19 protein-coding genes and 2 pseudogenes are annotated in these 22,042 nt (G+C 72.9%); 8 read left to right on the top strand and 13 right to left on the bottom strand.

Annotated features, from left to right (window positions below; genetic code table 11):
- Window positions 1-45 precede the first annotated feature (45 nt).
- Both FYX01_RS07000 and FYX01_RS06995 read right to left on the bottom strand, forming a co-directional pair.
- Entirely contained in the window at window positions 46-2,271 is a 2,226-nt protein-coding gene (locus FYX01_RS07000; protein WP_150239387.1) for a glycoside hydrolase family 3 C-terminal domain-containing protein, read from the bottom strand.
- A gap of 280 nt (window positions 2,272-2,551) precedes the next feature.
- Window positions 2,552-3,376: a Rossmann-fold NAD(P)-binding domain-containing protein gene (locus FYX01_RS06995; protein WP_150238766.1), complete on the bottom strand. Its 825-nt coding sequence runs from the start codon at window positions 3,374-3,376 to the stop codon at window positions 2,552-2,554.
- A 90-nt stretch (window positions 3,377-3,466) separates the two neighbouring features.
- Between FYX01_RS06995 and FYX01_RS06990 the strand changes: the two genes are divergently transcribed.
- Together FYX01_RS06990 and FYX01_RS06985 are read left to right on the top strand one after the other, a co-directional pair.
- Entirely contained in the window at window positions 3,467-4,423 is a 957-nt protein-coding gene (locus tag FYX01_RS06990; protein ID WP_150238764.1) for an AraC family transcriptional regulator, read from the top strand.
- Between the two features lie 76 nt (window positions 4,424-4,499).
- Window positions 4,500-5,279, top strand: coding sequence for a class I SAM-dependent methyltransferase (locus FYX01_RS06985; protein ID WP_150238762.1), 780 nt, complete (start codon window positions 4,500-4,502; stop codon window positions 5,277-5,279).
- Window positions 5,280-5,324: 45 nt separating this feature from the next.
- Here the strand turns inward: FYX01_RS06985 and FYX01_RS06980 are convergent.
- Both FYX01_RS06980 and FYX01_RS06975 read right to left on the bottom strand, forming a co-directional pair.
- Window positions 5,325-5,432 (bottom strand): annotated as a pseudogene (locus tag FYX01_RS06980) (GNAT family N-acetyltransferase); the annotation flags it as partial.
- A gap of 93 nt (window positions 5,433-5,525) precedes the next feature.
- On the bottom strand, window positions 5,526-6,197 hold the full coding sequence (locus FYX01_RS06975; RefSeq protein WP_223830342.1) for an HAD-IA family hydrolase: 672 nt from the start codon (window positions 6,195-6,197) through the stop codon (window positions 5,526-5,528).
- A 69-nt stretch (window positions 6,198-6,266) separates the two neighbouring features.
- Here FYX01_RS06975 and FYX01_RS26530 point away from each other — a divergent pair.
- Window positions 6,267-6,479, top strand: a pseudogene (locus FYX01_RS26530) (hypothetical protein); the annotation flags it as partial.
- A 115-nt stretch (window positions 6,480-6,594) separates the two neighbouring features.
- Here FYX01_RS26530 and FYX01_RS06965 read toward each other — a convergent pair.
- The 3 genes from FYX01_RS06965 to FYX01_RS06955 all read right to left on the bottom strand — a co-directional run bounded on the left by FYX01_RS06965 (window position 6,595) and on the right by FYX01_RS06955 (window position 9,646).
- Window positions 6,595-7,431: a TIGR03619 family F420-dependent LLM class oxidoreductase gene (locus FYX01_RS06965; RefSeq protein ID WP_150238760.1), complete on the bottom strand. Its 837-nt coding sequence runs from the start codon at window positions 7,429-7,431 to the stop codon at window positions 6,595-6,597.
- A gap of 103 nt (window positions 7,432-7,534) precedes the next feature.
- A complete protein-coding gene (locus FYX01_RS06960; RefSeq protein ID WP_150238758.1) occupies window positions 7,535-8,584 on the bottom strand; it encodes an endonuclease/exonuclease/phosphatase family protein in 1,050 nt (349 codons plus the stop codon).
- A gap of 105 nt (window positions 8,585-8,689) precedes the next feature.
- Window positions 8,690-9,646 carry a LysR family transcriptional regulator gene (locus FYX01_RS06955; RefSeq protein WP_263363709.1) on the bottom strand — a complete coding sequence of 319 codons (957 nt, stop codon included), beginning with the start codon at window positions 9,644-9,646 and terminating at the stop codon, window positions 8,690-8,692.
- Between the two features lie 100 nt (window positions 9,647-9,746).
- Here FYX01_RS06955 and FYX01_RS06950 point away from each other — a divergent pair, with 100 nt between their 5' ends.
- The 5 genes from FYX01_RS06950 (at window position 9,747) to FYX01_RS06930 (ending at window position 15,835) form a co-directional block, all read left to right on the top strand.
- A complete protein-coding gene (locus FYX01_RS06950; RefSeq protein ID WP_150238756.1) occupies window positions 9,747-10,757 on the top strand; it encodes an NADP-dependent oxidoreductase in 1,011 nt (336 codons plus the stop codon).
- Between the two features lie 109 nt (window positions 10,758-10,866).
- Window positions 10,867-11,682 carry an aldo/keto reductase gene (locus tag FYX01_RS06945; protein WP_150238754.1) on the top strand — a complete coding sequence of 272 codons (816 nt, stop codon included), beginning with the start codon at window positions 10,867-10,869 and terminating at the stop codon, window positions 11,680-11,682.
- Between the two features lie 314 nt (window positions 11,683-11,996).
- The gene (locus tag FYX01_RS06940) at window positions 11,997-12,878 is read left to right on the top strand and encodes an alpha/beta fold hydrolase (protein ID WP_150238752.1); all 882 of its coding nucleotides are present in this window, start codon (window positions 11,997-11,999) and stop codon (window positions 12,876-12,878) included.
- Between the two features lie 397 nt (window positions 12,879-13,275).
- Complete coding sequence (locus tag FYX01_RS06935; protein ID WP_150238750.1) at window positions 13,276-14,946, top strand: BCCT family transporter; 1,671 nt, start codon at window positions 13,276-13,278, stop codon at window positions 14,944-14,946.
- Window positions 14,947-15,067: 121 nt separating this feature from the next.
- Complete coding sequence (locus tag FYX01_RS06930) at window positions 15,068-15,835, top strand: nucleotidyltransferase domain-containing protein (RefSeq protein ID WP_150238748.1); 768 nt, start codon at window positions 15,068-15,070, stop codon at window positions 15,833-15,835.
- Window positions 15,836-15,954: 119 nt separating this feature from the next.
- Here FYX01_RS06930 and FYX01_RS06925 read toward each other — a convergent pair whose 3' ends face one another.
- From FYX01_RS06925 to solA, 6 genes are all read right to left on the bottom strand, one after another.
- Entirely contained in the window at window positions 15,955-16,908 is a 954-nt protein-coding gene (locus FYX01_RS06925) for a GNAT family N-acetyltransferase (RefSeq protein ID WP_150238746.1), read from the bottom strand.
- A 200-nt stretch (window positions 16,909-17,108) separates the two neighbouring features.
- The gene (locus tag FYX01_RS06920) at window positions 17,109-18,470 is read right to left on the bottom strand and encodes a benzoate/H(+) symporter BenE family transporter (protein WP_150238744.1); all 1,362 of its coding nucleotides are present in this window, start codon (window positions 18,468-18,470) and stop codon (window positions 17,109-17,111) included.
- 97 nt (window positions 18,471-18,567) lie between these two features.
- Window positions 18,568-18,930, bottom strand: a complete 363-nt coding sequence (locus FYX01_RS06915; RefSeq protein ID WP_150238742.1) for an antibiotic biosynthesis monooxygenase family protein — start codon at window positions 18,928-18,930, stop codon at window positions 18,568-18,570.
- A 175-nt stretch (window positions 18,931-19,105) separates the two neighbouring features.
- On the bottom strand, window positions 19,106-19,537 hold the full coding sequence (locus FYX01_RS06910) for a VOC family protein (protein ID WP_150239382.1): 432 nt from the start codon (window positions 19,535-19,537) through the stop codon (window positions 19,106-19,108).
- A 118-nt stretch (window positions 19,538-19,655) separates the two neighbouring features.
- Window positions 19,656-20,465: an SDR family oxidoreductase gene (locus FYX01_RS06905; protein WP_150238741.1), complete on the bottom strand. Its 810-nt coding sequence runs from the start codon at window positions 20,463-20,465 to the stop codon at window positions 19,656-19,658.
- Between the two features lie 124 nt (window positions 20,466-20,589).
- The gene (gene solA, locus FYX01_RS06900; RefSeq protein ID WP_150238739.1) at window positions 20,590-21,765 is read right to left on the bottom strand and encodes an N-methyl-L-tryptophan oxidase; all 1,176 of its coding nucleotides are present in this window, start codon (window positions 21,763-21,765) and stop codon (window positions 20,590-20,592) included.
- Between the last annotated feature and the right edge of the window lie 277 nt (window positions 21,766-22,042).

Raw genomic sequence — 22,042 nt, 5'->3', positions numbered from 1 at the left:
GGCGCCTCCACGCTAGCCGAGGGCGCGCGGGGCCGCGCCGGGGCGTCAGCCCGTGATCTCACCGCGGGCGATCGCGGCCCGCCGCCGGGCCTCCACGTTCTCTACCAGCAGGTCGATCATCTCGGCGGTCACGCCCAGACCGAACGTGCGCAGGGTGGCCAGCGGCATGGAGTCGGCCATGCGCAGCAGGTCTTCGGGCACCTCGGAGAGCTCCGGCATACCCGCCCGCAGCTCGGCCATCACCGGTCCGCCGACCGGGTGCGCACGCCACTCTCCGACGGTCGAACACGCGGTCAGCGGAGGAGCGAACCGGTCCCCGGGCGTGCTCACCTCGGCGGTGAGCCGGATGTCGCGGGAGGACGCGCCCACGGCCACGGTGTACGTCCCCTCGGCCAGCGACCACCTCTGGTGTTCGGGGTCCCATGTGGACAGGTCCCTTCCGGTCAGCGCCAGCTCGACCCGCTCGCCGCGCCCCGGCTCCAGGAACACCTTCGCGAAACCGCGCAGCTCGCGACGCGGCCGGGTCGGGTACTCCTGCTCCACGCCCGTGTACAGCTGGGCGACCTCGGCGGCGGCCCGCTCCCCGGTGTTGGTGACGGTGAAGGCCACCCGCCAGGAGTCCTCCCCGGCGGCGGTCACCGCCAGGTCCGAGTAGGCGAACTCCGTGTAGGTGAGCCCGTGCCCGAACGGGTAGGCGACCGGCCGATCCAGGGTGTCGAAGTACCGGTAGCCGACGAAGACGCCCTCCCCGTAGACCGATCTCCCGTGTTCGCCCGGGAAGGCCAGGTAGGAGGCGTGGTCGCTCAACCGCAGCGGAACGGTCTCGGTGAGCCTGCCGGACGGGGACGCCGCCCCGGTCAGGACGTCGGCGACGGCGGCGCCACCGGCCTGCCCGAGCAGCCACCCCTCCAGGACGGCGTCGGCGTCGTGCTCCCAGTCGGTCACCGACACCACGCCCCCGTTGGACAGCACGACCACCACCCGTTCGCAGGCCCGCCGGACCCGGGACAGCAGGGCGAGCTGGTCGGAGGGCAGGTCGAGCGTGGTGCGGTCGTAGCCCTCGGACTCGGCGGCCTCGGGCAGGCCCAGGAAGACCACGGCCGTGCCGGCGGCGGCCGCCGCCGACACGGCCTCCTCCACCAGCGCCGGGTCGGCCGTGCCGTCGAGCCGGAACCCGGGCGCGAACGCCACCCCGCCGGGAACGGCCTCGGTGAGCGACTCCAACGCGCTGTGCACCCGGGTCGGCACCACGTGGGAGGAGCCGCCGCCCTGGTAGCGGGGGGTGCGGGCGAACTCGCCGATGACCGCGACCGGCCGGTCCGGGGCCAGGGGCAGCACGCCGCCGTCGTTCCTGAGCAGGACGAGCGCCTCGCGGGCGGCCTCGCGGGCCAGCGCGTCGTGCGCCTCGTGCTCCAGCGGACGGGAGGTGTCGGCGGAGACCCTCTCCTGGAGCCGCCTCAGCCGCTCCATGACCGTGTCCAGCACGGACTCGTCCAGATCGCCCCGCTCGACGGCGTCGACGACCTCCTGGTCGGTGCCGCTGGGCGGCATCTCCAGGTCCAGCCCGGCGCGTACCGCCGCGACGCGGTCCACCACGGCGCCCCAGTCGGAGACCACGGCCCCGTCGAACCCCCACTCGCCGCGCAGCAGTTCGGTGAGCAGCCACGGGTCCTGACTGGTGTGCACGCCGTTGACCCGGTTGTAGGAGCACATCACCATCGACGGCCTCGTGGTGGTGATGACCTCCTCGAACGCCCTGAGGTAGATCTCGCGCAGGGTGCGGTCGTCCACGTCGGCGCTGACCCGCATCCGGTCGGTCTCCTGGTTGTTGGCGGCGAAGTGCTTGACGCACGCGCCGACCCCCTGGGACTGGACGCCCTCCACCAGCGCGGCGGCGATCCGCGCCGTGACGTGCGGGTCCTCGGAGACGTACTCGAAGTTGCGTCCGCACAGCGGTGACCGCTTGATGTTCATTCCCGGACCCAGGAGTACGTCCACGCCCATGGCGCCGGCCTCGGCGCCCAGCGCCTCGCCGACCCGGCGCACGAGGGCGGGGTTCCAGGTGGCGCCCAGGCCGACGGCTGGCGGGAAGCAGGTGGCGGGCAGGCTGCCGCCGATCCCCAGGTGGTCGCCCTCCTCCGGCTGTTGGCGCACGCCGTGCGGGCCGTCGGCCAGGTGCAGCGAGCGCAGGTCGGTGCCGACGGCGGTGGTGTGCCAGGTGTCGGAGCCGGAGGTGGCGGAGGCCTTGGCGGTCAGGTCGGGGGTACTCATCTGGGGCCTTTCAAGCTCGGTCGGGCGGCCCGGGCCGCTGGTCCCGGTCACGGGCGTCCTGGTGCGGGACCCCTCACCCATGGGCACCGCCTCCTCCATGGCCGGCGGCGCGGTGGGGCTCGGGGATCCTCCGTTTCCCAGTCAACCGTGCACGGCGAGGGGACGCCAGACCCGGGCCGTCCCTGTGGACGCCCGGTCCCGGTGCCCCCTCGCCGCCGGCCGTGTGCGCGACCAGTCCGCCCGGGGCGGGCAGCTCAGCGCGCCCCGGGAGCCGCCGCGGTCACCGTTTCCATGCCCCGGCGGCCCCGGCCCGGCGGGCGTACTCGTCGAAGCCGGTGGCCGGACGGCCCAGCGCCCGCTCCACGCCGTCGGCGGGCTCGACGTTGCGACCGTCCAGGATCTCCCCGAGCAGGTCGGCCAGCCCCTGGGCCACATCCCCGGGAACCCCGGCCGCGACCGCCCCGGCGACGAAGTCCTCCGCCGACACCTCCTGGTACACGACCGTGCGCCCGGCCGCCCGGCCCAGCACACCGGTGGCCTCGGCGAACGTGACCGCCCCGGGACCGGTCAGTTCGTACAGCTCTCCGGCGTGCCCGTCCTCCGTCAGCGCCCGGGCCGCGACCTCGGCGACGTCGTCCAGGTCGACGAAGGGCTCGGGCGCGTCCGGGGCGGGCAGGGCCACGGTGCCCTCCAGGGCCGGTCCGTGCAGGAAGCTCTCGGAGAAGTTCTGCGCGAACACCGCGCAGCGCAGCACGGTCAGGTCCGGGAACTCCGAGCGCACGGCCCGCTCCGCGCGCTCGGACCCCGGCTCACCGCGCCCGGACAGCAGCGCCATCCGGCGGACGCCGTGCCGGGCGGCGCGGGCGGCGAAGGCGGCGACGGTCTCGTCGGCCCCGGGGAAGCCCAGGTCCGGGTGGTAACACAGGTAGACGGAGGTGATCCCCTCCAAGGCGGGGTCCCAGGTGGCCCGGTCGTGCCAGTCGAAGCGGGGGCTGCCGGACCGGGAGCCGACCCGGATCCCGGCTCCGCGCTCGCGGAGCAGGTGGGTGACGCGGCGGCCGGTCATGCCGGTGCCGCCGGTGACGAGGACGTGTTCTGTGGTCATGCCCCCAGTCCATCAACCCGGGTTCGGACGGAACATAGTCCAGAAGCTGATTTCCATAAGAGAACGTCTGGCACTGGCTAGGGTGGGGACATGGATCCCCTCGTACACCTCCTGGACGGGCCCCGCGCACGCGGCGCCTTCACCCTGCGCACGGTCATGAGCCCGCCCTGGGGCATCGACAGCCGCGACGGGTCCGCCCTCACCCTGATCGTGGTCGTCTCCGGCAGCGCCTGGGTGGGCACGCCCCGCGGCGAGGCCGACGCCGGCCCCGGCGACCTGGTGCTCGTCCGCGGCCCGGAACCCTACGTGATCGCCGACAGCAGGGAACGCGAGCCCACCATCACCGTCCTTCCCGGGCAGCGGTGCGTGGCCCACGACGGCGAGGAGGTCCACGTGACCATGAGCCACGGGGTGGGGATCTGGGGGAACGATCCCGACGGCACCGACACCACGGTGGTGGGCGCCTACGAGGACGACAGCGAGGTCGGCCGCCTGGCCCTGTCGGCGCTGCCTCCGCTGGCGGTACTGCCCAGCGGCCGGGTCGACCCGGCGCTCGTGGCGCTGCTGGCCGACGAGATCACCACCAGCCGCGTCGCCCAGACCAGCCTCAACGACCGGCTCCTGGACTGCCTCCTGGTGATGGCGGTGCGCGCCTGGCTGGAGGACAACCCCGACAGCGCCCCCAACTGGCTGAGCGCCCAGCACGACCCCGTCGTCGCGCGGGCGCTGGAGCTGTTGCACGATCGCGTCGCCGACCCCTGGACCCTGGAGGCGCTGGCCCGTGAGTGCACGGTCTCCCGGGCCACCCTGGCCTCGCGTTTCCAGAGGGCCGTGGGCACCCCGCCGATGACCTACCTGCGCACCTGGCGGCTCACGGTGGCCGGTGACCTGCTCACCGCCCGGCCGGAGCTGGGCCTGGAGGCCGTGGCCGCGCGGGTGGGTTACGGGAGCGCGTTCGCCTTCAGTTCCGCGTTCAAGAACCACACGGGGACGAGCCCGTCCGCGTACCGAGCCGTGCGCGGGGAGCATGTGTCCCAGGGGGCGTAGCGCGCACCGGTTTCCGGAAGCCCGGGCACGAACCCGGTAGGTTCGTGCCCGCCGACCCGACGGGAACGAGGACTCCATGAACGACAGGACCCAGGCCTTCGACCGGCTCAGCGACGACTACCGCCGCTTCCGGCCGGGGTACCCGGACTCCGTCCTCGACCGGCTCCGCGCGCACGTCCTCGACGGCGTCCGCGACTCCTGGCCCGACCCCTGGCTCCTGCTCGACGTCGGCTCCGGGACCGGCATCTCCACCCGGGCCCTGCGCCGCGTCCTCGGCCCGGGGCCCCGCGTGGTCGGCGTCGAACCCGGCCACGCGATGCGCGACGCCGCCGACGACGGGGACGTCGAGTACGTGGACGGCCGCGCCGAGGAGGTCCCCCTCCCCGACGCCTCCGCCGCCCTCGTGCTCGCCGCGCAGGCCGTCCACTGGTTCGACCGGCCCGCCTTCTACGCCGAGGCCGCCCGCCTGCTCGTGCCCGGGGGAACCGTCGCCGTGCTCAGCAACGACCGCGACTGGACCGCCAGCGCCTTCGTCGACGCCTACGAGTCCCTGATGGAGGAGCACGGCGATGACTACAGGCGCGACTACCGGGTCTTCGACACCGTGGGGGAGATGGAGGCCCAGGACGGCCTCGCCGACGCCGTGGAGTTCACCGCCGCCTGGACGCGCGAGCTCGACCCCGACGGGCTCGTGGGAACCGCGCTGTCCTCCAGCAAGATGGCCGCCGTGGTCCGTGCCATCGGAGAGGAGCGCACCCGGGCCGCCGTCACCGCGCTCGCCGCCGAGCACTTCCCCGACGGGAACGTGCGCGTTCCCCACGTCACCCGGCTCTTCCTCGCCCGCCGGGTGCCGTAGCCACGGGTGGGTGTCCCCGCCGGCGGGGACAGGAGGCCCCGGGCCTCAGCCGGTCCTCTTCTTGAAGCCGACGTGGGAGGCGGTGTAGCCCAGCCGTTCGTAGAAGCGGTGCGCGTCCTCCCGGGAGGCGTCCGAGGTCAGCTGGAGCATGGCGACGATCGCCGCCACGTCCTCGGCCCGGGCGCGGTCGATGGTGACGCCGTCGTCCAAGGGTGCTCCTCACGGTAGAGGTCGGTCGGCCCCGACCTAGAGCAGCAGCCCGGCCGCGGCTTCGAGGTCCCCCACCACGGTGGTCGCGTGCGCGAGGTCCCCGGGGCCGGTCGTGGACGCCACGGCGATCACGGGCATCCCCGCGTCCAGCCCGGCCCGGACACCGCTGGCGGCGTCCTCCACCACCACGCACCGCTCGGGAGCGGCTCCCATGCGCTCGGCACCCAGCAGGTAGGGGCCCGGACGGGGTTTGCCCTCGTCCACGTCGTCGGCGGTCACCAGCACACGGGGAAGGGGCAGTCCGGCGGCCTCGATGCGGGAGTTCGCGATCCGGTCGCCCCCGGAGGTGACGACCGCCCAGGAGCGCCCGCGGCCGTCCAGTTCGACGAGGAGTTCGCGCGCGCCGGGCACGGCCCGCACGCCGTCCCCGGCGGCGGCCTCGTGGGCCTCGATCCGCGGCGCCTCGGCGGCCGGGTCCAGGTGCGGGGCCAGGAGGCGCACCAGGTCGGCGTCGGTCCGCCCGTGGTGGTGCGCGAGCACGGCGTCCACGTCCAGGCCGCGCTCCACCGCCCACGCGGTCAGCCCCGCGCGGATGCTCTCGGCGGAGTCCACCAGCACACCGTCCAGGTCGAACAGCACCGTCATCCCGTCGTAGTCGCCCACGTCGCGTCCCCGTCCCCATCGTCGTTCGGCACTCCAGGGTGCCATCGGCGCCACCGGAGGTCCGGCGGGGGCCGTCTCCTGCGCCCGTGCCCACATGTCAATCACAGTTGACCCATGGGCGCCGAACAGCCGACCGCCCTCGCCCGCGCCACCGAGGCCGGCGACCCGCTGGTGGGCCTGGACGCCGCACTCCGGATCCGCGGGGAGACGGAGCGGGGCGAGGCCGTCCTCGTCCGCCGTGCACGGGTCCAGGGCTCCACCTGGACCGAGACCGCCGAGGTCCTCGGCGTGTCCAAGCAGGCCGTCCACAAGAAGTACGGAGGCCGGGCCCCTTCGGCTCGCGGAAGTAGCGCCGGGAGCACCGCCCCCCGGTCCCTGATCCGTCGGAACGCGCTTTGCGGGGCCGCACGGCCGCGTCCACCGGCCGGTGCCGACCCACCGGTCAGCGCAGGGCCGCCGCGAACCGCTCCATGCGCTCGCCGAACCCCTCCGCACCGCCGAACCACACCGCCACCGAGTCCGCCCCGGCCGCGGCCAGCTCGCGGAAGAGCCCGACGGCGCGGTCGAACTCCTCCTCGCCCCCGGACCAGGCGATCCGGGTGCCCGCCCGCACGGGCCGGTGGGTCAGCTCCCGCAGCCGGTTGCGGGCCGCCACGAACCCCTCCGCGTCCAGCCCCACCCCCTGCCAGGCGTCGGCCCACGTCGCGGCCCGCCGCAGCGCACGGTCCGACGTGCCGCCCACCATCACCGGTACGCGCCCGGCCGGGCGCGGCTCGAACACCCCGCGCTCGTAGGAGTGGAAGCGCCCCTCGAACGCCCCCTCTCCCTCGAACAGGTGGCGCAGCAGCCGCAGTGCCTCGTCCGTCCGGGCGCCGCGCGTGGTGAAGTCCGCCCCCAACGCGGAGAACTCCTCCCGTGCCCAGCCGGTCCCCACGCCCAGGACGAACCGCCCCTCCGACAGGGCGTCCAGGGTCGCCACCTGCTTCGCGAGGAGGAAGGGATCGCGCAACGGCGCCACCAGCACCGACGTGCCCAGGCGGACCCGTCCGGTACGGGCGGCCAGGTGGGACAGGGTCACCAGCGGCTCGTACACGCCGCCGAAGGTCCGCCCGTACGGCGCGGGCGGCAGCAGGTGGTCCGGCAGCCACACCGCGTCCACGCCCAGCTCGTCGGCGCGTATCCCCAGGTCGACGAGGGTTCTCGGGGACATCTCCGGAGACTCGTCGGGCAGGACCGCCTGGAGGCGGGTGCCCGTCATCGGTTCGGTCAGCTCGCTCATGGTGCGACGTTAGACCGTGCCACCGGCGTGGGGGCACGACCCGGGAGCCCTTCCCGTGCCGGTGGCGCGTGCGGCCCAGGCCGCACCACCCCTCGGGCAGGGGTCACCTCGGCCTCCCGGGCAGGGTCACCTCGACGAACACCGCGCGGTGGTCGGTGCCCGGCACCTCCAGGACCTCCAGCCGGTCGACGCCCGTCACGGGGTCCACCAGCACGTGGTCGATGGTGAGGCCCGGCACGGGACGGCCCGAGGGCCATGTCGGCCTCAGCCCCTCACCCAGGACCTCAGCGGCGTCGAGGTACCCCGAGTCCAGGACCGCGCGCAGCTCCGCGTGGTCCAGAGTGGCGTTGAAGTCCCCCGCCAGCACGCGCGTCGTGCCCGAGTCCGGTGCCTCGGCGAGGGCGCCCAGACCTCTGCTCCAGGCGTCGGCGTACGAGGGCGTCAGCGGCGGGGGGACGTGCACGGACGTCACCTCGACGGTGTCCTCCTCCCCGTCCTCGTTCCCGTCCTCCGGCAGCCTCACGAGGGAGGTCGGCATCGCGAAGGCGTCTCCACCCGTCGCCGCGTCACCGAGGTCGGTGAGGGGGAAGGCCGAGTGGATGGTGCTCCCGTGCGCCCCGCGGGGATCGGAGTGGTCGTCCACGTGGGGCAGGAGGTCGTCCAGCCCCGCGGTGGACAGGTCGCGTACCAGGTCCGGGGTGACCTCCTGGAGGGTGAGCACGTCCACACCGCGGTCGCGTACCAGCGCCACCACCTCCGCGGCGCCGGCCCCGCCGCCGAGCGTGTTCAGGGTCATGACCCGCACGGCCGGGCCGCCTGCCGAGGTGACCCCGAACGGCACCGCACGCGGCACGACCGCCGCCGCCAGCACCGCCGCCACCGCGACCAGCGCACCCGTGGACACCCACCGCCGCGCCAGGCCCGTCCCTGCCCCCGCCAGCAGGGCGAGGCCCAGCAGGTAGGGGGTGAAGGCCAGCGCGGGTACCAGGGGCCAGCCCCGTTCCAGGCCGAACACTCGCAGCGCGGCGAACACCGCCAGCCCCAGGGCCACCAGCGCGACCAGGACGGTCACCGCCGGGGACCGTCGCCGGGGCGCGGCGGCCCGCCGTCCCGCCGTCTCCGATCCGGTCACCGGTTCCTCCGCCCCTCTCATGGCCCTCCCCGCGCCCGGGTCACACCCGAGACGGACGACCCCCGTCCACCACCGTCCCCCGGTAGGACCGCGCGCCGGGGGAAACGGTTCGGGGGACAGCGGAACTCACCAGCCGCGGGCGGCCGACACCAGGTGCCGGTGCACCCTGTCCAGGTGCGGGTTGTCCGACACACCCGGGCGCCGCACCAGGTACATGGTGTTGACCGGCGGCTTCTCCGGTTCCGTCAGCGCCACCAGCCGCCCCTGGTCCAGCGCCTCCCGGCACAGGTAGCGCGGCAGCACCGTGACCCCCGCCCCGTTCTCGGCGGCCGCCATCATCCCGCGCAGGTCGGGCACGGTGACCGCTGGGCCGCACGTCAGACGCACCCCGAACACGTGGCGCCAGTAACGGCGCAGGATCGGCAGGTCGTCACCGTAGGCCACCAGCGGGGCCCCGCACAGCGAGGAGGCGCCCTGCCGGGTGAGCCGGTCGCGGCGGATCCGGTCCGCCCACGAGGGCGACGCCACCAGCACGAACTCCTCGTCCGCCAGGGGATCGGCCACCAGCGCGCGTCCGCGCGGGCACAGCGGGGACAGCACCAGGTCGTGCCCGCCCCCGCGCAGTTCCTCCAGCAGGTCGTCGACCGGTCCGGTGCGCACCCGCAGCCGTACGCCCTCCTCCACCAGTGGGGCGAGCGACGGCAGCACCAGCTCGTGCAGCACCTCGGCGGGGCCCGCCACACGCAGGGGCGCGGGCGGCGCGGACGCGTCGCCCGCGCCCGGTCCGGCCACCACCTCCAGGGCGTCCAGGGGCTCGGCCACCTGCGCCGCCAGGTCGTTGGCCTCCGCGGTCGGCGCCACCCCGCGGGGCAGCCTCTCGAAGAGAAGGTGTCCCAAGCGCTGTTCCAGGGAACGGATCTGTGTGGTGACCGTCGGTTGCGACAGCCGCAGCAGCTGCGCGGCGGCCGTGAAGGACCCGGACCGGTGTACGGCCAGGAAGGTCCTCAGCTGCTGGAGGTCGAGCGTTCCATCGGCGCGCGGGCCGGTCGCGGCGTTCGACCTATCGGTATTCCTATAGCTCACTTCGCCGATTTTATTGGTGAGCGAATACGTTGCCGGACTAGTGTCGGTCCGGGCCGCAGGTCGCCGCGCCCACACCCAGTGAAGTACCGGAGGTTTCGCCATGCCCGTCACCAGCAGGGAAGTCCACCTGGTCTCCCGTCCCGTCGGAGAACCCCGGCCCGACGACTTCTCCCTCGTGGAGACCACCGTCGGTGACCCGGGACCCGGAGAGGTCCTGGTCCGCAACGACTGGATGTCCGTGGACCCGTACATGCGCGGGCGCATGAACGACGTCAAGTCCTACGTACCGCCCTACCAGCTCGGCGATCCGATGGACGGCGGCGCGGTGGGCGTGGTCACCGCCTCCGGCAGCGACGACGTCCCGGTCGGCACCGCCGTCCTGCACTCGGCCGGGTGGCGCGAGTACGCGCTGCTGCCCGCGAAGGCCGTGCGCCCGGTGGACACCTCCCTGGCCCCCGCCCAGGCCTACCTCGGCGTGCTGGGGATGGTCGGTCTCACCGCCTACGCGGGCCTGACCGAGGTCGCCCCGGTCCGGGAGGGCGACGTGGTGTTCGTCTCCGGTGCCGCGGGCGCGGTCGGCTCCATCGCCGGGCAGGTCGCCCGCCAGCTGGGCGCCTCCCGTGTGGTCGGATCCGCGGGCGGCCCGGAGAAGAAGCGCCGCCTCCTGGAGGAGTTCGGCTTCGACGCCGCCATCGACTACCGCGAGGGCCGTCTGGAGGAGCAGCTCGCCGAGGCCGCGCCCGAGGGCGTCGACGTCTACTTCGACAACGTCGGCGGCGACCACCTGCGGGCGGCCATCGCCGCGATGCGCACGTACGGCCGGATCGCCCTGTGCGGCGCGGTCTCCCAGTACAACGCGACCGAGCCCGCTCCCGGCCCCGACAACCTCTTCCTCGCCGTCGGCAAGCGCCTCAACCTGCGCGGGTTCATCGTCGGCGACCACGGCCACCTCATGGGGGAGTACGCCGAGCGAGCCTCCGGATGGATCTCCGACGGCGGGCTGCGCACCGAGGAGACCGTCGTCGAGGGCGTCGACAACGCGGTGCGGGCCTTCCTCGACATGATGCGGGGCGCCAACACCGGCAAGATGCTGGTCCGCCTCACGTCCTGACCGCTTCCCTGGAGCGCGCTCCTTGCCTGGAGCGCGCTCCAGGTCGTCATCATGGGGGAGAACCCCCCACGGCCACACCACCTACTCCGTGATCACGGAAAGGGCATCCATGCAGCACGTCACGCTGAACAACGGCCTCACCATGCCGCAACTCGGGTTCGGCGTCTTCCAGGTCCCCGACGAGGAGGCCCGGTCCGTCGTCACGACCGCCCTGGAGACCGGGTACCGCAGTATCGACACCGCCCGTATCTACGACAACGAGAAGGGCACGGGCCTCGCCCTCGCCGAGTCCGGTGTCCCCCGCGAGGAGCTGTTCGTCACCACCAAGCTGTGGAACGACGACCAGGGCTACGACCAGGCGCTCAAGGCCTTCGACGCCAGCCTGGAACGGCTCGGCCTGGACTACGTCGACCTGTACCTGATCCACTGGCCCGCCCCGAAGCAGGACGCCTACGTCGACACCTGGAAGGCGCTGGAGCGCATCCACTCCGAGGGCCGCGCCAAGGCCATCGGCGTCTCCAACTTCACGGCCCGGACCCTGGACCGCCTGGTCGCCGAGACCGACGTCGTCCCGGTCCTCAACCAGATCGAACTGCACCCCTACCTCTCGCAGGAGGCCATGCGCGCGGCCAACGCCCGCCACGGTCTGCTCACCGAGGCGTGGAGCCCGCTCGGCCAGGGCAAGGAGCTGGAGGACCCGGAGCTGACCGCCCTCGGCGAGAAGTACGGCAAGTCCGCGGCGCAGGTCGTGCTGCGCTGGCACCTGCAGCTCGGCAACGTCGTGATCCCCAAGTCCGTGACCCCGTCCCGGATCCGGGAGAACTTCGACGTGTTCGACTTCGAACTGTCCGCCGAGGACATGGACAGGGTCGGTTCGCTCGACCGCGGCGGTCGCATCGGTCCGGACCCCGACACGATGGGCTGATCCGGCGGTGTTCCCGGGTCGGGGAGGGCCCGGGGACACCACCTCCGGGGCGCGGGGGCACCCCGCCACACTGCGGACGCGGGTAAACACCGCGGCGTCCGATGGCCGGAAGCGGACGGGCAGGACACCTCCGCACCAGGGTGAACAGCCGTAACAGGGGGACGCTCCGCAACGGGTATGGATCTGCTGAGTCTCAGGTCGGAAACACCCACCACCCCGGGTGGCGTGGTACCGAACGGAGGCGTACAGTTCCTCTCTGGTGCGTCGGCTAGCAAGGACGGCGTCACCGCTCTCCTCTAGGCGAAACCAGACCCATGACCGTCGTCCCCCTTCGCGCAGCACGTGTGTACCGTTCGGAGAACGCCGAGCGCTCCGTGCACGCGTGGTGTCACAAGGCCCTGAGCCAGTGGCCCGAACTCGGCCCCCTTCCTCCCGTGGAGACCCGCCTGGGGAGCACGCAGGCCTTCCGTGCCACGGGCGGTCCCGGTACCCCGGTACTGGTGCTGTCGGGAACCAACTTCAACGCGGCCACCACGGTGCCCGCCGCCCGCGCGCTGTCCGAGGACCGGCCGGTACTGTTGGCCGACCTGCCCGGGCAACCCGGCCTCAGCTGCAGCCAGCGGGTCGGGGGCACCAGGATCGACGCCTACGGCGCCTGGCTCGACGAACTCCTGCCGCAGATCACCGACCGGCCCGTGCTCGTGCTGGGCCACTCCCGGGGTGCCGCCGTCGCGCTCGCCTCGACCCCGTCCCCGCTGGTCGCGGGGATGCTGCTGCTCAACCCCGCCGGGCTGACCGCCGCCGGTGTGAGCTCGGAGTCGATGCGCACCGTGCTGCCGTGGATGATCCACCCCAACGAGCACACCAGCGGGCGGATGGTCGAGTTCCTCAGCGGCCCGTCCACCGCGTGCGACGAGCACCGTGCCGAGGCCGAGTGGCTCACCCTGGTGGCCCGGTACTGCCGCACGGGTTCCATGCCCAGCCCCCTGCAGGCGGAGTGCTTCCGTGCCTGGGCGGACACCCCGGTCGCCGTCGCGACCGGATCGCACGACCAGTTCTTCTCCCCCGCGCGTCTGCACGGACCGGCCCGCCGGTTCCTGGACGCCGAGGTCCGCACCATCGAGGGCGCGGGCCACCTGTCGCTGTACGAGCAGCCCGAGGCCGTGCGCGAACTGCTGCGCGGCTTCGACTCCTGACCGCCGCCCCGCTCCCGGCGGCCGTACACCGCCGGGAGGAGGCCGGACGCACCCGTCCGTGCGGCCACGGCGCTGAGGCGCCGGGACGATCGGCGATCCTTCCTCACGTCCGCTCCGGACGCCACCACCCGTACCCCGTCGGGGCCGGGGCGCCGCGGTGAGCGGTACATACATGGATGAAACTGAAGGAAAGTACCTTATGTGGCTTTTGCTATATCCTTTTTGATGTTTTCCAGTGTGTCGATAATGCTGCTGGGTAAGGGCGGTTCCGACTCCCCTCGAAAGAAGGGATAAACAGGGGAGTCCGTCCCGAGACGTATCCTTGTCCGAGGCCGGTGCGGGCCGACGGGCCTTTATCCCCCGCCGAACGTCTCCGAAACACCAGAAAGCAGTCGGCATGTTCGAAAAGCTGGCACAAAAGCTGGGGCTCGATACGAACCCGGCGATCTTCTTCGTGTCCGCCGCGTTGACCGTTGTCTTCGTGGTGAGTGCGATCGCCTTCACCGACGTGGTGGACGCCATCTTCGGCACGACCTCGGACTGGATCCTCACCAACCTCGGATGGCTCTACATCCTCGGTGTGACCACCTTCCTCGTCTTCCTGATCTGGATCGCGTTCAGCCGGTTCGGGACCGTACGCCTGGGGCAGCCGGACAGCAGGCCCGAGTACAGCAATCCCGTCTGGTTCGCGATGCTGTTCGCCGCGGGTATCGGCAGCATCCTGATGTTCTGGGGCGTGGCCGAGCCGATCAGCCACTACGCCGACCCGCCGCGGGCGGGTGTCGAGCCGCAGACGATCGAGGCGGCCGAGGAGGCGATGGGCTTCACGCTCTACCACTTCGGCCTGCACACCTGGACGATCTTCTGCCTGCCGGGGCTCGCCTTCGCCTACTTCGTGTACCGCAAGGGCCTGCCGTTCCGGGTCAGCTCGGTCTTCCACCCCTTCATCGGGGAGCGGATCCACGGCCCCCTGGGACGGGCGATCGACATCATCGCGGTCCTGGGCACCCTGTTCGGCGTCTCCGTCACCATCGGCCTGGGCACCCTCCAGATCAACAGCGGCCTCAACACCCTGTTCGGTGTGGAGGAGACCCGCCTCACCCAGCTGATCCTCATCGCGGTCGTCACGACCATCGCCGTGATCTCCGTGGCCAGCGGCCTCGACATCGGCATCAAATGGCTGTCCACGATCAACATCTTCATGGCCGTGGGTCTGCTGCTCTTCGTCTTCCTCGCGGGTTCGACGCTCTTCCTGGCCAAGGGGATCATCGAGACCACGGGCATCTACCTGGAGATGCTGGTCCCGCTGTCGTTCTGGAACGACACCTTCGCCAACACCGGCTGGCAGGGGTCCTGGACCGTCTTCTACTGGGCGTGGACCATCACCTGGTCGCCGTTCGTCGGTATCTTCATCGCGCGCATCTCCAAGGGCCGCACCATCCGGGAGTTCATCCTCGGCGTGCTGGCCGCGCCCACCGCGTTCAGCATCATCTGGTTCAGCGTGTTCGGGCTGTCCTCCTTCAACATCGAGAGGAACCGGGACGGCCAGCTGGTCGAGGAGGTGGTCGCGCAGGAAGACGTCCCCGGCGCCCTCTTCGCGTTCCTGGAGAACTACCCGCTGACCACGTTCACGTCGATGGTGAGCATCCTCATCGTCATCATCTTCTTCACCACCTCCTCGGACTCGGCCTCCCTCGTGGTGGACATCCTCTGCTCCGGTGAGGCGGGCAACCCGACCCGTCAGCGGATCTTCTGGGGGATCACCGAGGGCGTCGTGGCCGCGACGGTGCTCACCGCGTCCGGTACGGGCGGCCTGGACGCCCTGCAACAGACGATCATCGTGTTCGGCCTACCGTTCTTCGTGATCGGCTTCTTCATGATGGCGGGGCTCGTGCGCTCGCTCCAGGCCGAGTTCGCGGAGGCCTCGGGCGTACAGCGAGAACGCAACGCGCCGCTCGCCACCAGGGCGCGCAGGCTCAAGCGGAGCCAGAGGCGCCAGGGCGGTGACACGGGCACCCGTGCGGGGGAACGCGGCGGGGGCAACGGCGACGGCGGCGGTTCGCCCTAGGAGGGCTGACCGGACGCCGCCGGGCCCGGACCGGAACGCTCCGGTCCGGGCCCCGCCCGTCGGGGGACCCCTGTGACGGGAGTTCCGCGACGGACGGGGAGGGATCCGCCATGATGGCCCCATGCCCACCTCCGAACGCACCCTTGACGACGCCCGTTTCCTGTCCGCCACCGCCGACCGCCTCGCCGCCCTTCCCGCCGTGGAGGCCGTCATGGTCGGCGGCTCCCGGGCCCAGGAGACCCACCGCCCCGACAGCGACTGGGACCTGGCGGTCTACTACCGGGGCGGATTCGACCCGCGGTACCTGCGGGACGTCGGATGGGAGGGAGAGGTGTCGGAGACCGGCGGCTGGGGAGGAGGAGTCTTCAACGGCGGCGCCCGGCTCCGGATCGACGGCCGGTCGGTGGACGTGCACTACCGCGACATCGACGTGGTCGAGCACGAGCTCGCCGAGGCCGAACAGGGGCGGTTCCGGGTGGAACCGCTCATGTTCCACCTGGCCGGAATCCCCTCCTACCTCGTCGTCGCCGAGCTCGCCCTCGGCAGGGTCCTCGTCGGAGACCTGCCCCGGCCCGGCTACCCGGAGGAACTGCGCGGGAGCGCGCCGCCGGTGTGGCGGGGCCTGGCCGCGGCCACCCTGTCCTACGCCGAGCACAACCACGCCCCGTACGGCCGGGTCGCCCAGACGGCGGGCCTCGTCGCCCAGGCCGTCGCCCAGGCGGCGCACGCGGTCCTGGCCGAGCGCGGGGAGTGGGTCACCAACGACAAGACCCTTCTGGCCCGGGCCGGTCTGGAGGAGGCCGACCTCGTGATCGCGGGAATGACCGCCGACCCCCAGGACCTCACCGCGGCCGTCGCCGAGGCCGGGCGGATCCTCGCCACCGCCTGAGACACCGCTCCGGGGCCGCCGGGACACGGGAGGGCGGCGGGGACGCCCGCGTCTGGGAAACCGGGGCCGGGCGGGCCCGCGCCGGCCCGGCCCCCACGGCGGACCGCTCCGCCGGTGTACTACTTCTTCCAGTCCATGTTGACGATCCCGCTGAGCGTGGCGTACCCCGCCCGCTGGAAGGCCCGCGCCATCGGCATGTTGCCCTTGTCGGTGGCTGCGCGGACGCGCTCGACGCCCTCCTCGGCCAGGACACGGGTGCCCTCGGCGAGGATGTCGTCGATGTACCCGTTCCCGCGGTGCTCGGGCAGTACCGCGATGTAGCCGATCATCGGGTGGTAGTCGTTGCGCGCGGGCAGCACGAACCCGACCGGCCCACCGTCCGGCAACGTCGCGATCCGCCACCACTCCCGGGGCGTCGTGTACTGCTCGAACTCGTCGGCGTAGTTCTCGGCGGCCACCTCGTCCGCCGTCCTGTGTTCGAGGTCGACGCGGTCGTGGGCGTCCAGGGTTCCCTCCAGCGCCCGGACCATCAGGCCGAGGACCTCCTCCTCGTCCCGGATCGGCCGGAACCGGAGGCGGTCGCCCGGTCGGGGGGCCGTACCGCCGGGGGTCCACTCGAAGCGCAGGCGCTCCACGAGCAGTGATCCGCCGTTGCGCTCGACGGCGGCCATGCGCTCCTCCACGGCGCGCCGGTCCCGGGGGTCCCGCTGCCAGTCGGCCGGGACGAAGCGCAGGTACTCGGGCGGGGTCCCCCCGTCGGGCAGGGTCGCCGCCGAGGCGGTGCGCAGCAGGTGCTCGGCGACCTCCACGCGGTCGACGTCGTCGGCCGCGCCGTCCACGTCGAGGACGTCCAGCAGGAGGGGAGCGACGTCGCTGTTGCGGCACCACCAGGACAGGCGGGCCAGGAGGCGGTCGCCGTCCAGGGCGACCCACATCCAGGAGGGGTGGCGGCGGCCCTCGGCGAGGTCGGCGCCGATCTCGGAGTTCTGGGCGTAGGGGAGCCGGTTGAACAGGTCCAGCTCTTCCGGTCCGGTGATCGGACGGACGGTCAGGGCATGCGTTGTGACGGTCAAGCGACACCTTCGGTGTGTGTGCGCCCGCCCGGTCCAGGGTCAGCTGTCGAGGATGCCCCGGGAGGACACGAGCGCGGTGAACGCGGTGAACACGGCTCAGCCTCCTTTCGTCGTCGCGCCCCGGTACCGCTGTGGTCGGGGCCCAGTCAGTTGTAGCGGTGTCCGCGCCGGCGACGCAAGCCCTTTTCCCGCGGTCCCTCTCAGGGGTGTTCCGGAGTGTCGGTGACCTCGCCCGCTCCGGCCTGCGCGGACGGTCCGCTCTCGGGTCTCGCCCCGGTACGGACGAAACGCCCGGCGTCGGGGACCGTCCCGGCGCCGACCGCCGTCCCGTCGGCCCTCGTCCCGTCGGCCTCGTGCCCGTCCGCGTTCCGCCCGTACCGTGACCGGCGCCAGGAACGTGTCACCGCCAGGGTCAGCGCCCCCGCGAGCAGACCCCAGAAGGCCGACCCCACCCCCAGCAGGGTGAACCCCGAGGCCGTGGCCAGGAAGGTCACCACCGCCGCCTCCCGGGAGCGTTCGTCCCCCAGCGCGGAGGCCAGTGACCCCCCGATGGTGCCGAGCAGGCCCAGCCCGGCGATCCCCAGGATCAGCGGCGGCGGCAGCGCGGCCAGCAGGGACGCCACCGTCGCACCGAAGACCCCCACCCCCAGGTAGAAGACGCCCGCCCACACCCCCGCCAGGTAGCGGCGCTCCCGGTCCGGGTGCGCCTGCGGCCCGGTGCAGATGGCGGCGGTGATCGCGGCCAGGTTCATCCCGAAGCACCCGAACGGGGCCAGCACGAGGTTGGTCGCCCCGGTCCACCCGATCACCGGGGAGATCGGCACCCGGTAGCCGTCGCCCCGCAGCACCGCCACCCCCGGCAGGTTCTGTGAGGCCATGGTCACCACGAACAGCGGCACGCCCACACTCACCAGTACCTGCCAGGAGAACTCGGGCGCCACGAACACCGGCCTGGCCAGCGACGGGGACACCCCGCCCAGGTCCAGCGTCCCCCGCACCGCCGCCGCGGCCCCGCCCGCGACCAGGGACAGGATGACCGCGTAGCGCGGCAGCCACCGGCGACACAGCAGGTACACCGCGAACATGGTGAACACGACCGCGAAGTCGTCCTCCATGCTCGTGAACAGGCCCGTCCCGAACTGGAGCAGCACACCGGCCAGCAGCCCCGCCGCGAGCGGAACCGGTACGCGGTCCATGACCCTCTCGAACCAACCGGTGACACCGCTCAGCGTGATCAGCGCCGCCGAGAACAGGAACGCACCCACGGCCTGCGCCATCGTGACCCCGTCCAGGCCCACCGCCAGCAGTGCGGCGCCCGGCGTGGACCAGGCGGTCACCACCGGTGCCCGGTGCCGCAGGGACAGGCCCACACAGGTCACGGCCATGCCCACGCCCAGGGCCAGCATCCACGAGGCGATCTGCCCGGAGGAGGCTCCGGCCGCCTCGGCGGCCGTGAACACGATCGCCGCCGAACTGGTCACGCCGACCAGGACGGCGATCAGACCGGCGGCGACCGCGGGCGCGGGGGCGACAATACCGACATAGCGGACGAGAGTTCTCATAGTGCACCATTCTCGCGCGCCGCCGGGCGGCCCCCGCCGCCCGGGTTCGCGCACCCCGCTGGTCCGCCCTCCCGCCCCGGGACGGGAGGGCGCGGAATCAGGACTCGGCGGAGACCCGCTGGACGACCTCGAAGCCCCAGATCTCGCTGTTGCTCGCGGCCGGACCGCCGTGCCCGTGGCCGTGCCCCGCCGGCGCGCCCTCCTTCTGGGCGTCCGCTGCCGCCTGGGCGTGACCCCGCCGGAACGCCTGGCCGTTCACCCAGTTCTGGAAGTCCTCCTCGGACCGCCACCGGGTGTACACCAGGTACTTGTCGGTGCCCTCGACCGGGCGCAGCAGCTGGAACTCCTCGAACCCGGGCTGGTCCTCCACCAGCCCGGCCCGCTTGGCGAAACGCTCCTCCAGGGTGGCCCCGGCGCCCTCGGGGACGGTCAGGACGTTGAACTTGACGACGCTGCTCACACGGCACCTCTTCTCGGTTGTCTCCGGTCTTCCCGCCCAACCTAGGACAACCTCCGTCGACGCCCGTGCCGCCCCACCCGTTCCGGTGACCACAGCCCCCGGCCGCTTCCACGGTGCGCCCGCCTCCCACCGCGGCCGCTCCCCGGAGCCGTGACCGGTTCCGGCCGGTGCCCCCTCAACCGAAGACGACCCTCCCGGTGTCGTCCACGTGCCAACCCGGGTTGTGCGCGATCTCCCACACCACCCCGTTCGGATCCTCCACGTGGGCGTGGAAGATCCCGCCGAACTCGCCCCGCTGCGGGGCCTTGAGCACCTTCGCGCCCGCTCTGGCCATCGCGTCGACGGTCCACTCGACCTCCTCGGGGCCGCCGACGTTGTGCGACAGAGTCACCCCCGACGCCCCGGCCGTGCCGGGCGGGCGCCCCAGGTCCCGGTCGAACTTCTCCGCGTCGAACAGGCCCAGGACCAGCCCTGGGGCGACCTGGAAGAAGATGATCTCCCCGGGGACGTCCATGAGCGGTTCCCAGCCGAGCCCGTCCCGGTAGAAGCCCCGGGCGGCGTCCAGGTCGGCGGTCGCGAGCGTGACGAAGTGGACCTGCTGTTTCACGATGTCCTCCGGTGGTCGGTCGGTCACCCCCGCATCCTTCCGGAAGGAGGGGACCTTACCGGGGAGCGGCGCCGCGCGTCCCCCCCAGTCCGCTGGGGCGTGTTCCGCGGGACACGCCCTAGCGCAGCCCGTGCCTGCGGGCGACCAGCTTCAGGACGGCCGAACGCGGGAACAGCCGCCGCAGCGCGAACACCACCGGGGCGTTGCTGCCCACCGCGTAGAGCGGCCTGGGCGGGTCGGCCTCGACCGCGCGCACGACCGTGCGGGCCACCGTTCCCGCCGAGATCCCCCCGGCCTCGTTGGCGTTGAGAGCGTCGAGCATGGTGCGGTACTCGGCCGCGTACGGCGAACCGTCCTCCAGGTACTGGGTCCGCCGTTCGCTGATGCCGGTGTTGATCGATCCCGGCTCCACCGTGGTCACTCCCACGCCGTACGGGGACACCTCGCGGCGCAACGCGTCGGCGAACCCCCTCAGCGCCGCCTTGGAGGCCACGTACGACGACCGGTAGGCCAGCGGGAAGCTCGCCAGCATCGACCCCACCATCACCACCCGCCCGTACCGGCGGGCGCGCATGCCCGGAAGCAGGATCTGGGTGAGACGCACCGCGCCGAACACGTTGATCCGGAACAACCGCTCCACGGCGTCCGCGGGCAGCTCCTCGAACGGTCCGCTCTGACTCTCACCGGCGTTGTTGACCAGGACGTCCACGTCGCCGGCGGCGGTGGCGCACGCCTCCACGGACGCGTCGTCGGTCAGGTCCAGGGGCAGGTACTCCACACCCGGGACCGGATCGGCCACCGACTCCGGCCCGCGGCTGGTTCCGTACACGCGATAGCCGCGCCGGACGAGTTCGGCGGCCACGGCCGCGCCGATACCCGACGACGCGCCCGTGACGAGCGCGGTCCGCCGCGCGGTGGGACTGTTCATGGGTTTCCTTCCGGCAGGAGGGGACGGGGAGGGACGCGATCGCGCCGCGCGTGTGAGCGATGATCGCACGCCGCCCGTCGCCGAAGGGCACCGTCCCCGGCGCTCCCACCGTCACCCGGCCTGGTCAGCCCCAGCGGTGGGGGTCGAACATGCCGATCGGCAGGTCCGTGTCCCCGTGCTGGGCGAGGTCCGCCAGGGCCGCCCCGACGGCCGAGGCGAACTTGTAGCCGTGGCCGGAGAAGCCTCCCGCCAACACCAGCCCGGGCAGGTCCCGGCGGTGTCCGATGAGGAAGTGCTCGTCGGTGGTCATCGTGTACATGCACGCCACCATGCGCTCGGGGAGCGCGGAGACCCCGCGCAGTCCGGCGGCCAGCTCGCCGAGCCGCCTGGCGTCGGCGGCGTCGGGTGCCCTGGGACCCGTGTCGGGGTCGACCGGCTCGCCCCACTGCGCGCCCCCGGCCCTGTTCCCCGGAGCCTCGGCGTGCACGCCGATCTTGACGGTCCGGCCGCCGTCCATGCTGGGAAATCCGTACCACGTGCAGTCCGCCCCGTCCCGGGCGAACACCGGGCCGCGCGTGTGCGGGGACGGGTCCTGCGTGGTGCGGAACCAGCCCAGCACCCGGCGTTCGACCCGCAGGCCGCCGCCCGGCTCCGCCGCCCCGGGCACCAGCCGCGGCAGCCAGGACCCGGCGGTGACCACCACCCGGCGGGCCCGGACCTCGGCGCCGTCGTCCAGCAGCACACGGGGACGGTCCGGGTCCGGCACGATCCGAGCCGCCCTGGTCCCGGTGAGCATCCGCGCGCCCGCCTCCTCGGCGAGGCGCACGGCCGCCCGGATCGCCGCCTCGGGCAGGACCACGCCCGCCTCCTCCTCGAAGACCCCCACCTCGCCCGGGCCCACCGCGTGCTGGGGGAAGCGTTCGGCCACCTGCTCGTGGGAGAGCAGCCGGTAGGAGAGGCCGTGCCGCTCGGCGGCGTCGACCGATCCGGTGACGGCGGAGCCGTCCGGGGCGCCGAGCATCAGCGCGCCGGTGGGTACCACCAGGCGTGTCCCGGAGGCCTCCTCCAGCTCCGACCACGCGCGCCAGGCCGACCGCACGAGAGGCACGTATCCGGCGCCCTCCATGTAGGCGGTGCGGATGATGCGGGACTCGCCGTGGCTGGAACCGCGGTCGTGCCCGGGGGCGAACTGCTCGATCCCGACCGCGTCCACGCCGCGTCGGGCCAGGCGCCACAGGGTCTGTGCCCCCATAGCGCCCAGTCCGACCACGACGGTGTCGGTCTCCACCCGCTCCGTCACCCGTCTGCCCCCACGGTCGTGCCCGGGTCCCCGCTCCGAGGACCCGGGGGCCATGATCGCAGGTCACGCACATGGCGGACGCCCGCCCACCCCCTGGGGTGGACGGGCGCCCTGTCTCGGAAGGGAGCCGAGAGCGGGGGAGTGAGGGATTACTGGATGGGCGGGTGGGCGTTGGCCAGCAGCTCCTGGAACTGCTCGGAGAACCAGTGACCCGACACCGGAGCGTTGGCCAGCGCCCCGCTCAGGTTGTTGCCGTTACGCGGGTTGCCCTCATAGG

Source organism: Nocardiopsis quinghaiensis (genome assembly GCF_008638365.1).
GTDB lineage: Bacteria > Actinomycetota > Actinomycetes > Streptosporangiales > Streptosporangiaceae > Nocardiopsis > Nocardiopsis quinghaiensis.
The sequence above is the reverse complement of the archived record's forward strand: the minus strand, read 5'-3'. Positions and strand labels throughout refer to the sequence as shown.

Bases quoted from the DNA above. Each gene is read 5' to 3' on its own strand.
- FYX01_RS06935 (WP_150238750.1), top strand. From the start codon at position 13,276: ATGTTCGAAAAGCTGGCACAAAAGCTGGGGCTCGATACGAACCCGGCG.
- FYX01_RS06905 (WP_150238741.1), bottom strand. From the start codon at position 20,465: ATGAACAGTCCCACCGCGCGGCGGACCGCGCTCGTCACGGGCGCGTCG.
- FYX01_RS06960 (WP_150238758.1), bottom strand. From the start codon at position 8,584: ATGAGAGGGGCGGAGGAACCGGTGACCGGATCGGAGACGGCGGGACGG.
- FYX01_RS06945 (WP_150238754.1), top strand. From the start codon at position 10,867: ATGCAGCACGTCACGCTGAACAACGGCCTCACCATGCCGCAACTCGGG.
- FYX01_RS06930 (WP_150238748.1), top strand. From the start codon at position 15,068: ATGCCCACCTCCGAACGCACCCTTGACGACGCCCGTTTCCTGTCCGCC.
- FYX01_RS07000 (WP_150239387.1), bottom strand. From the start codon at position 2,271: ATGAGTACCCCCGACCTGACCGCCAAGGCCTCCGCCACCTCCGGCTCC.
- FYX01_RS06985 (WP_150238762.1), top strand. From the start codon at position 4,500: ATGAACGACAGGACCCAGGCCTTCGACCGGCTCAGCGACGACTACCGC.
- FYX01_RS06940 (WP_150238752.1), top strand. From the start codon at position 11,997: ATGACCGTCGTCCCCCTTCGCGCAGCACGTGTGTACCGTTCGGAGAAC.
- FYX01_RS06990 (WP_150238764.1), top strand. From the start codon at position 3,467: ATGGATCCCCTCGTACACCTCCTGGACGGGCCCCGCGCACGCGGCGCC.
- FYX01_RS06950 (WP_150238756.1), top strand. From the start codon at position 9,747: ATGCCCGTCACCAGCAGGGAAGTCCACCTGGTCTCCCGTCCCGTCGGA.
- FYX01_RS06995 (WP_150238766.1), bottom strand. From the start codon at position 3,376: ATGACCACAGAACACGTCCTCGTCACCGGCGGCACCGGCATGACCGGC.
- FYX01_RS06920 (WP_150238744.1), bottom strand. From the start codon at position 18,470: ATGAGAACTCTCGTCCGCTATGTCGGTATTGTCGCCCCCGCGCCCGCG.
- FYX01_RS06975 (WP_223830342.1), bottom strand. From the start codon at position 6,197: ATGGCACCCTGGAGTGCCGAACGACGATGGGGACGGGGACGCGACGTG.
- FYX01_RS06965 (WP_150238760.1), bottom strand. From the start codon at position 7,431: ATGAGCGAGCTGACCGAACCGATGACGGGCACCCGCCTCCAGGCGGTC.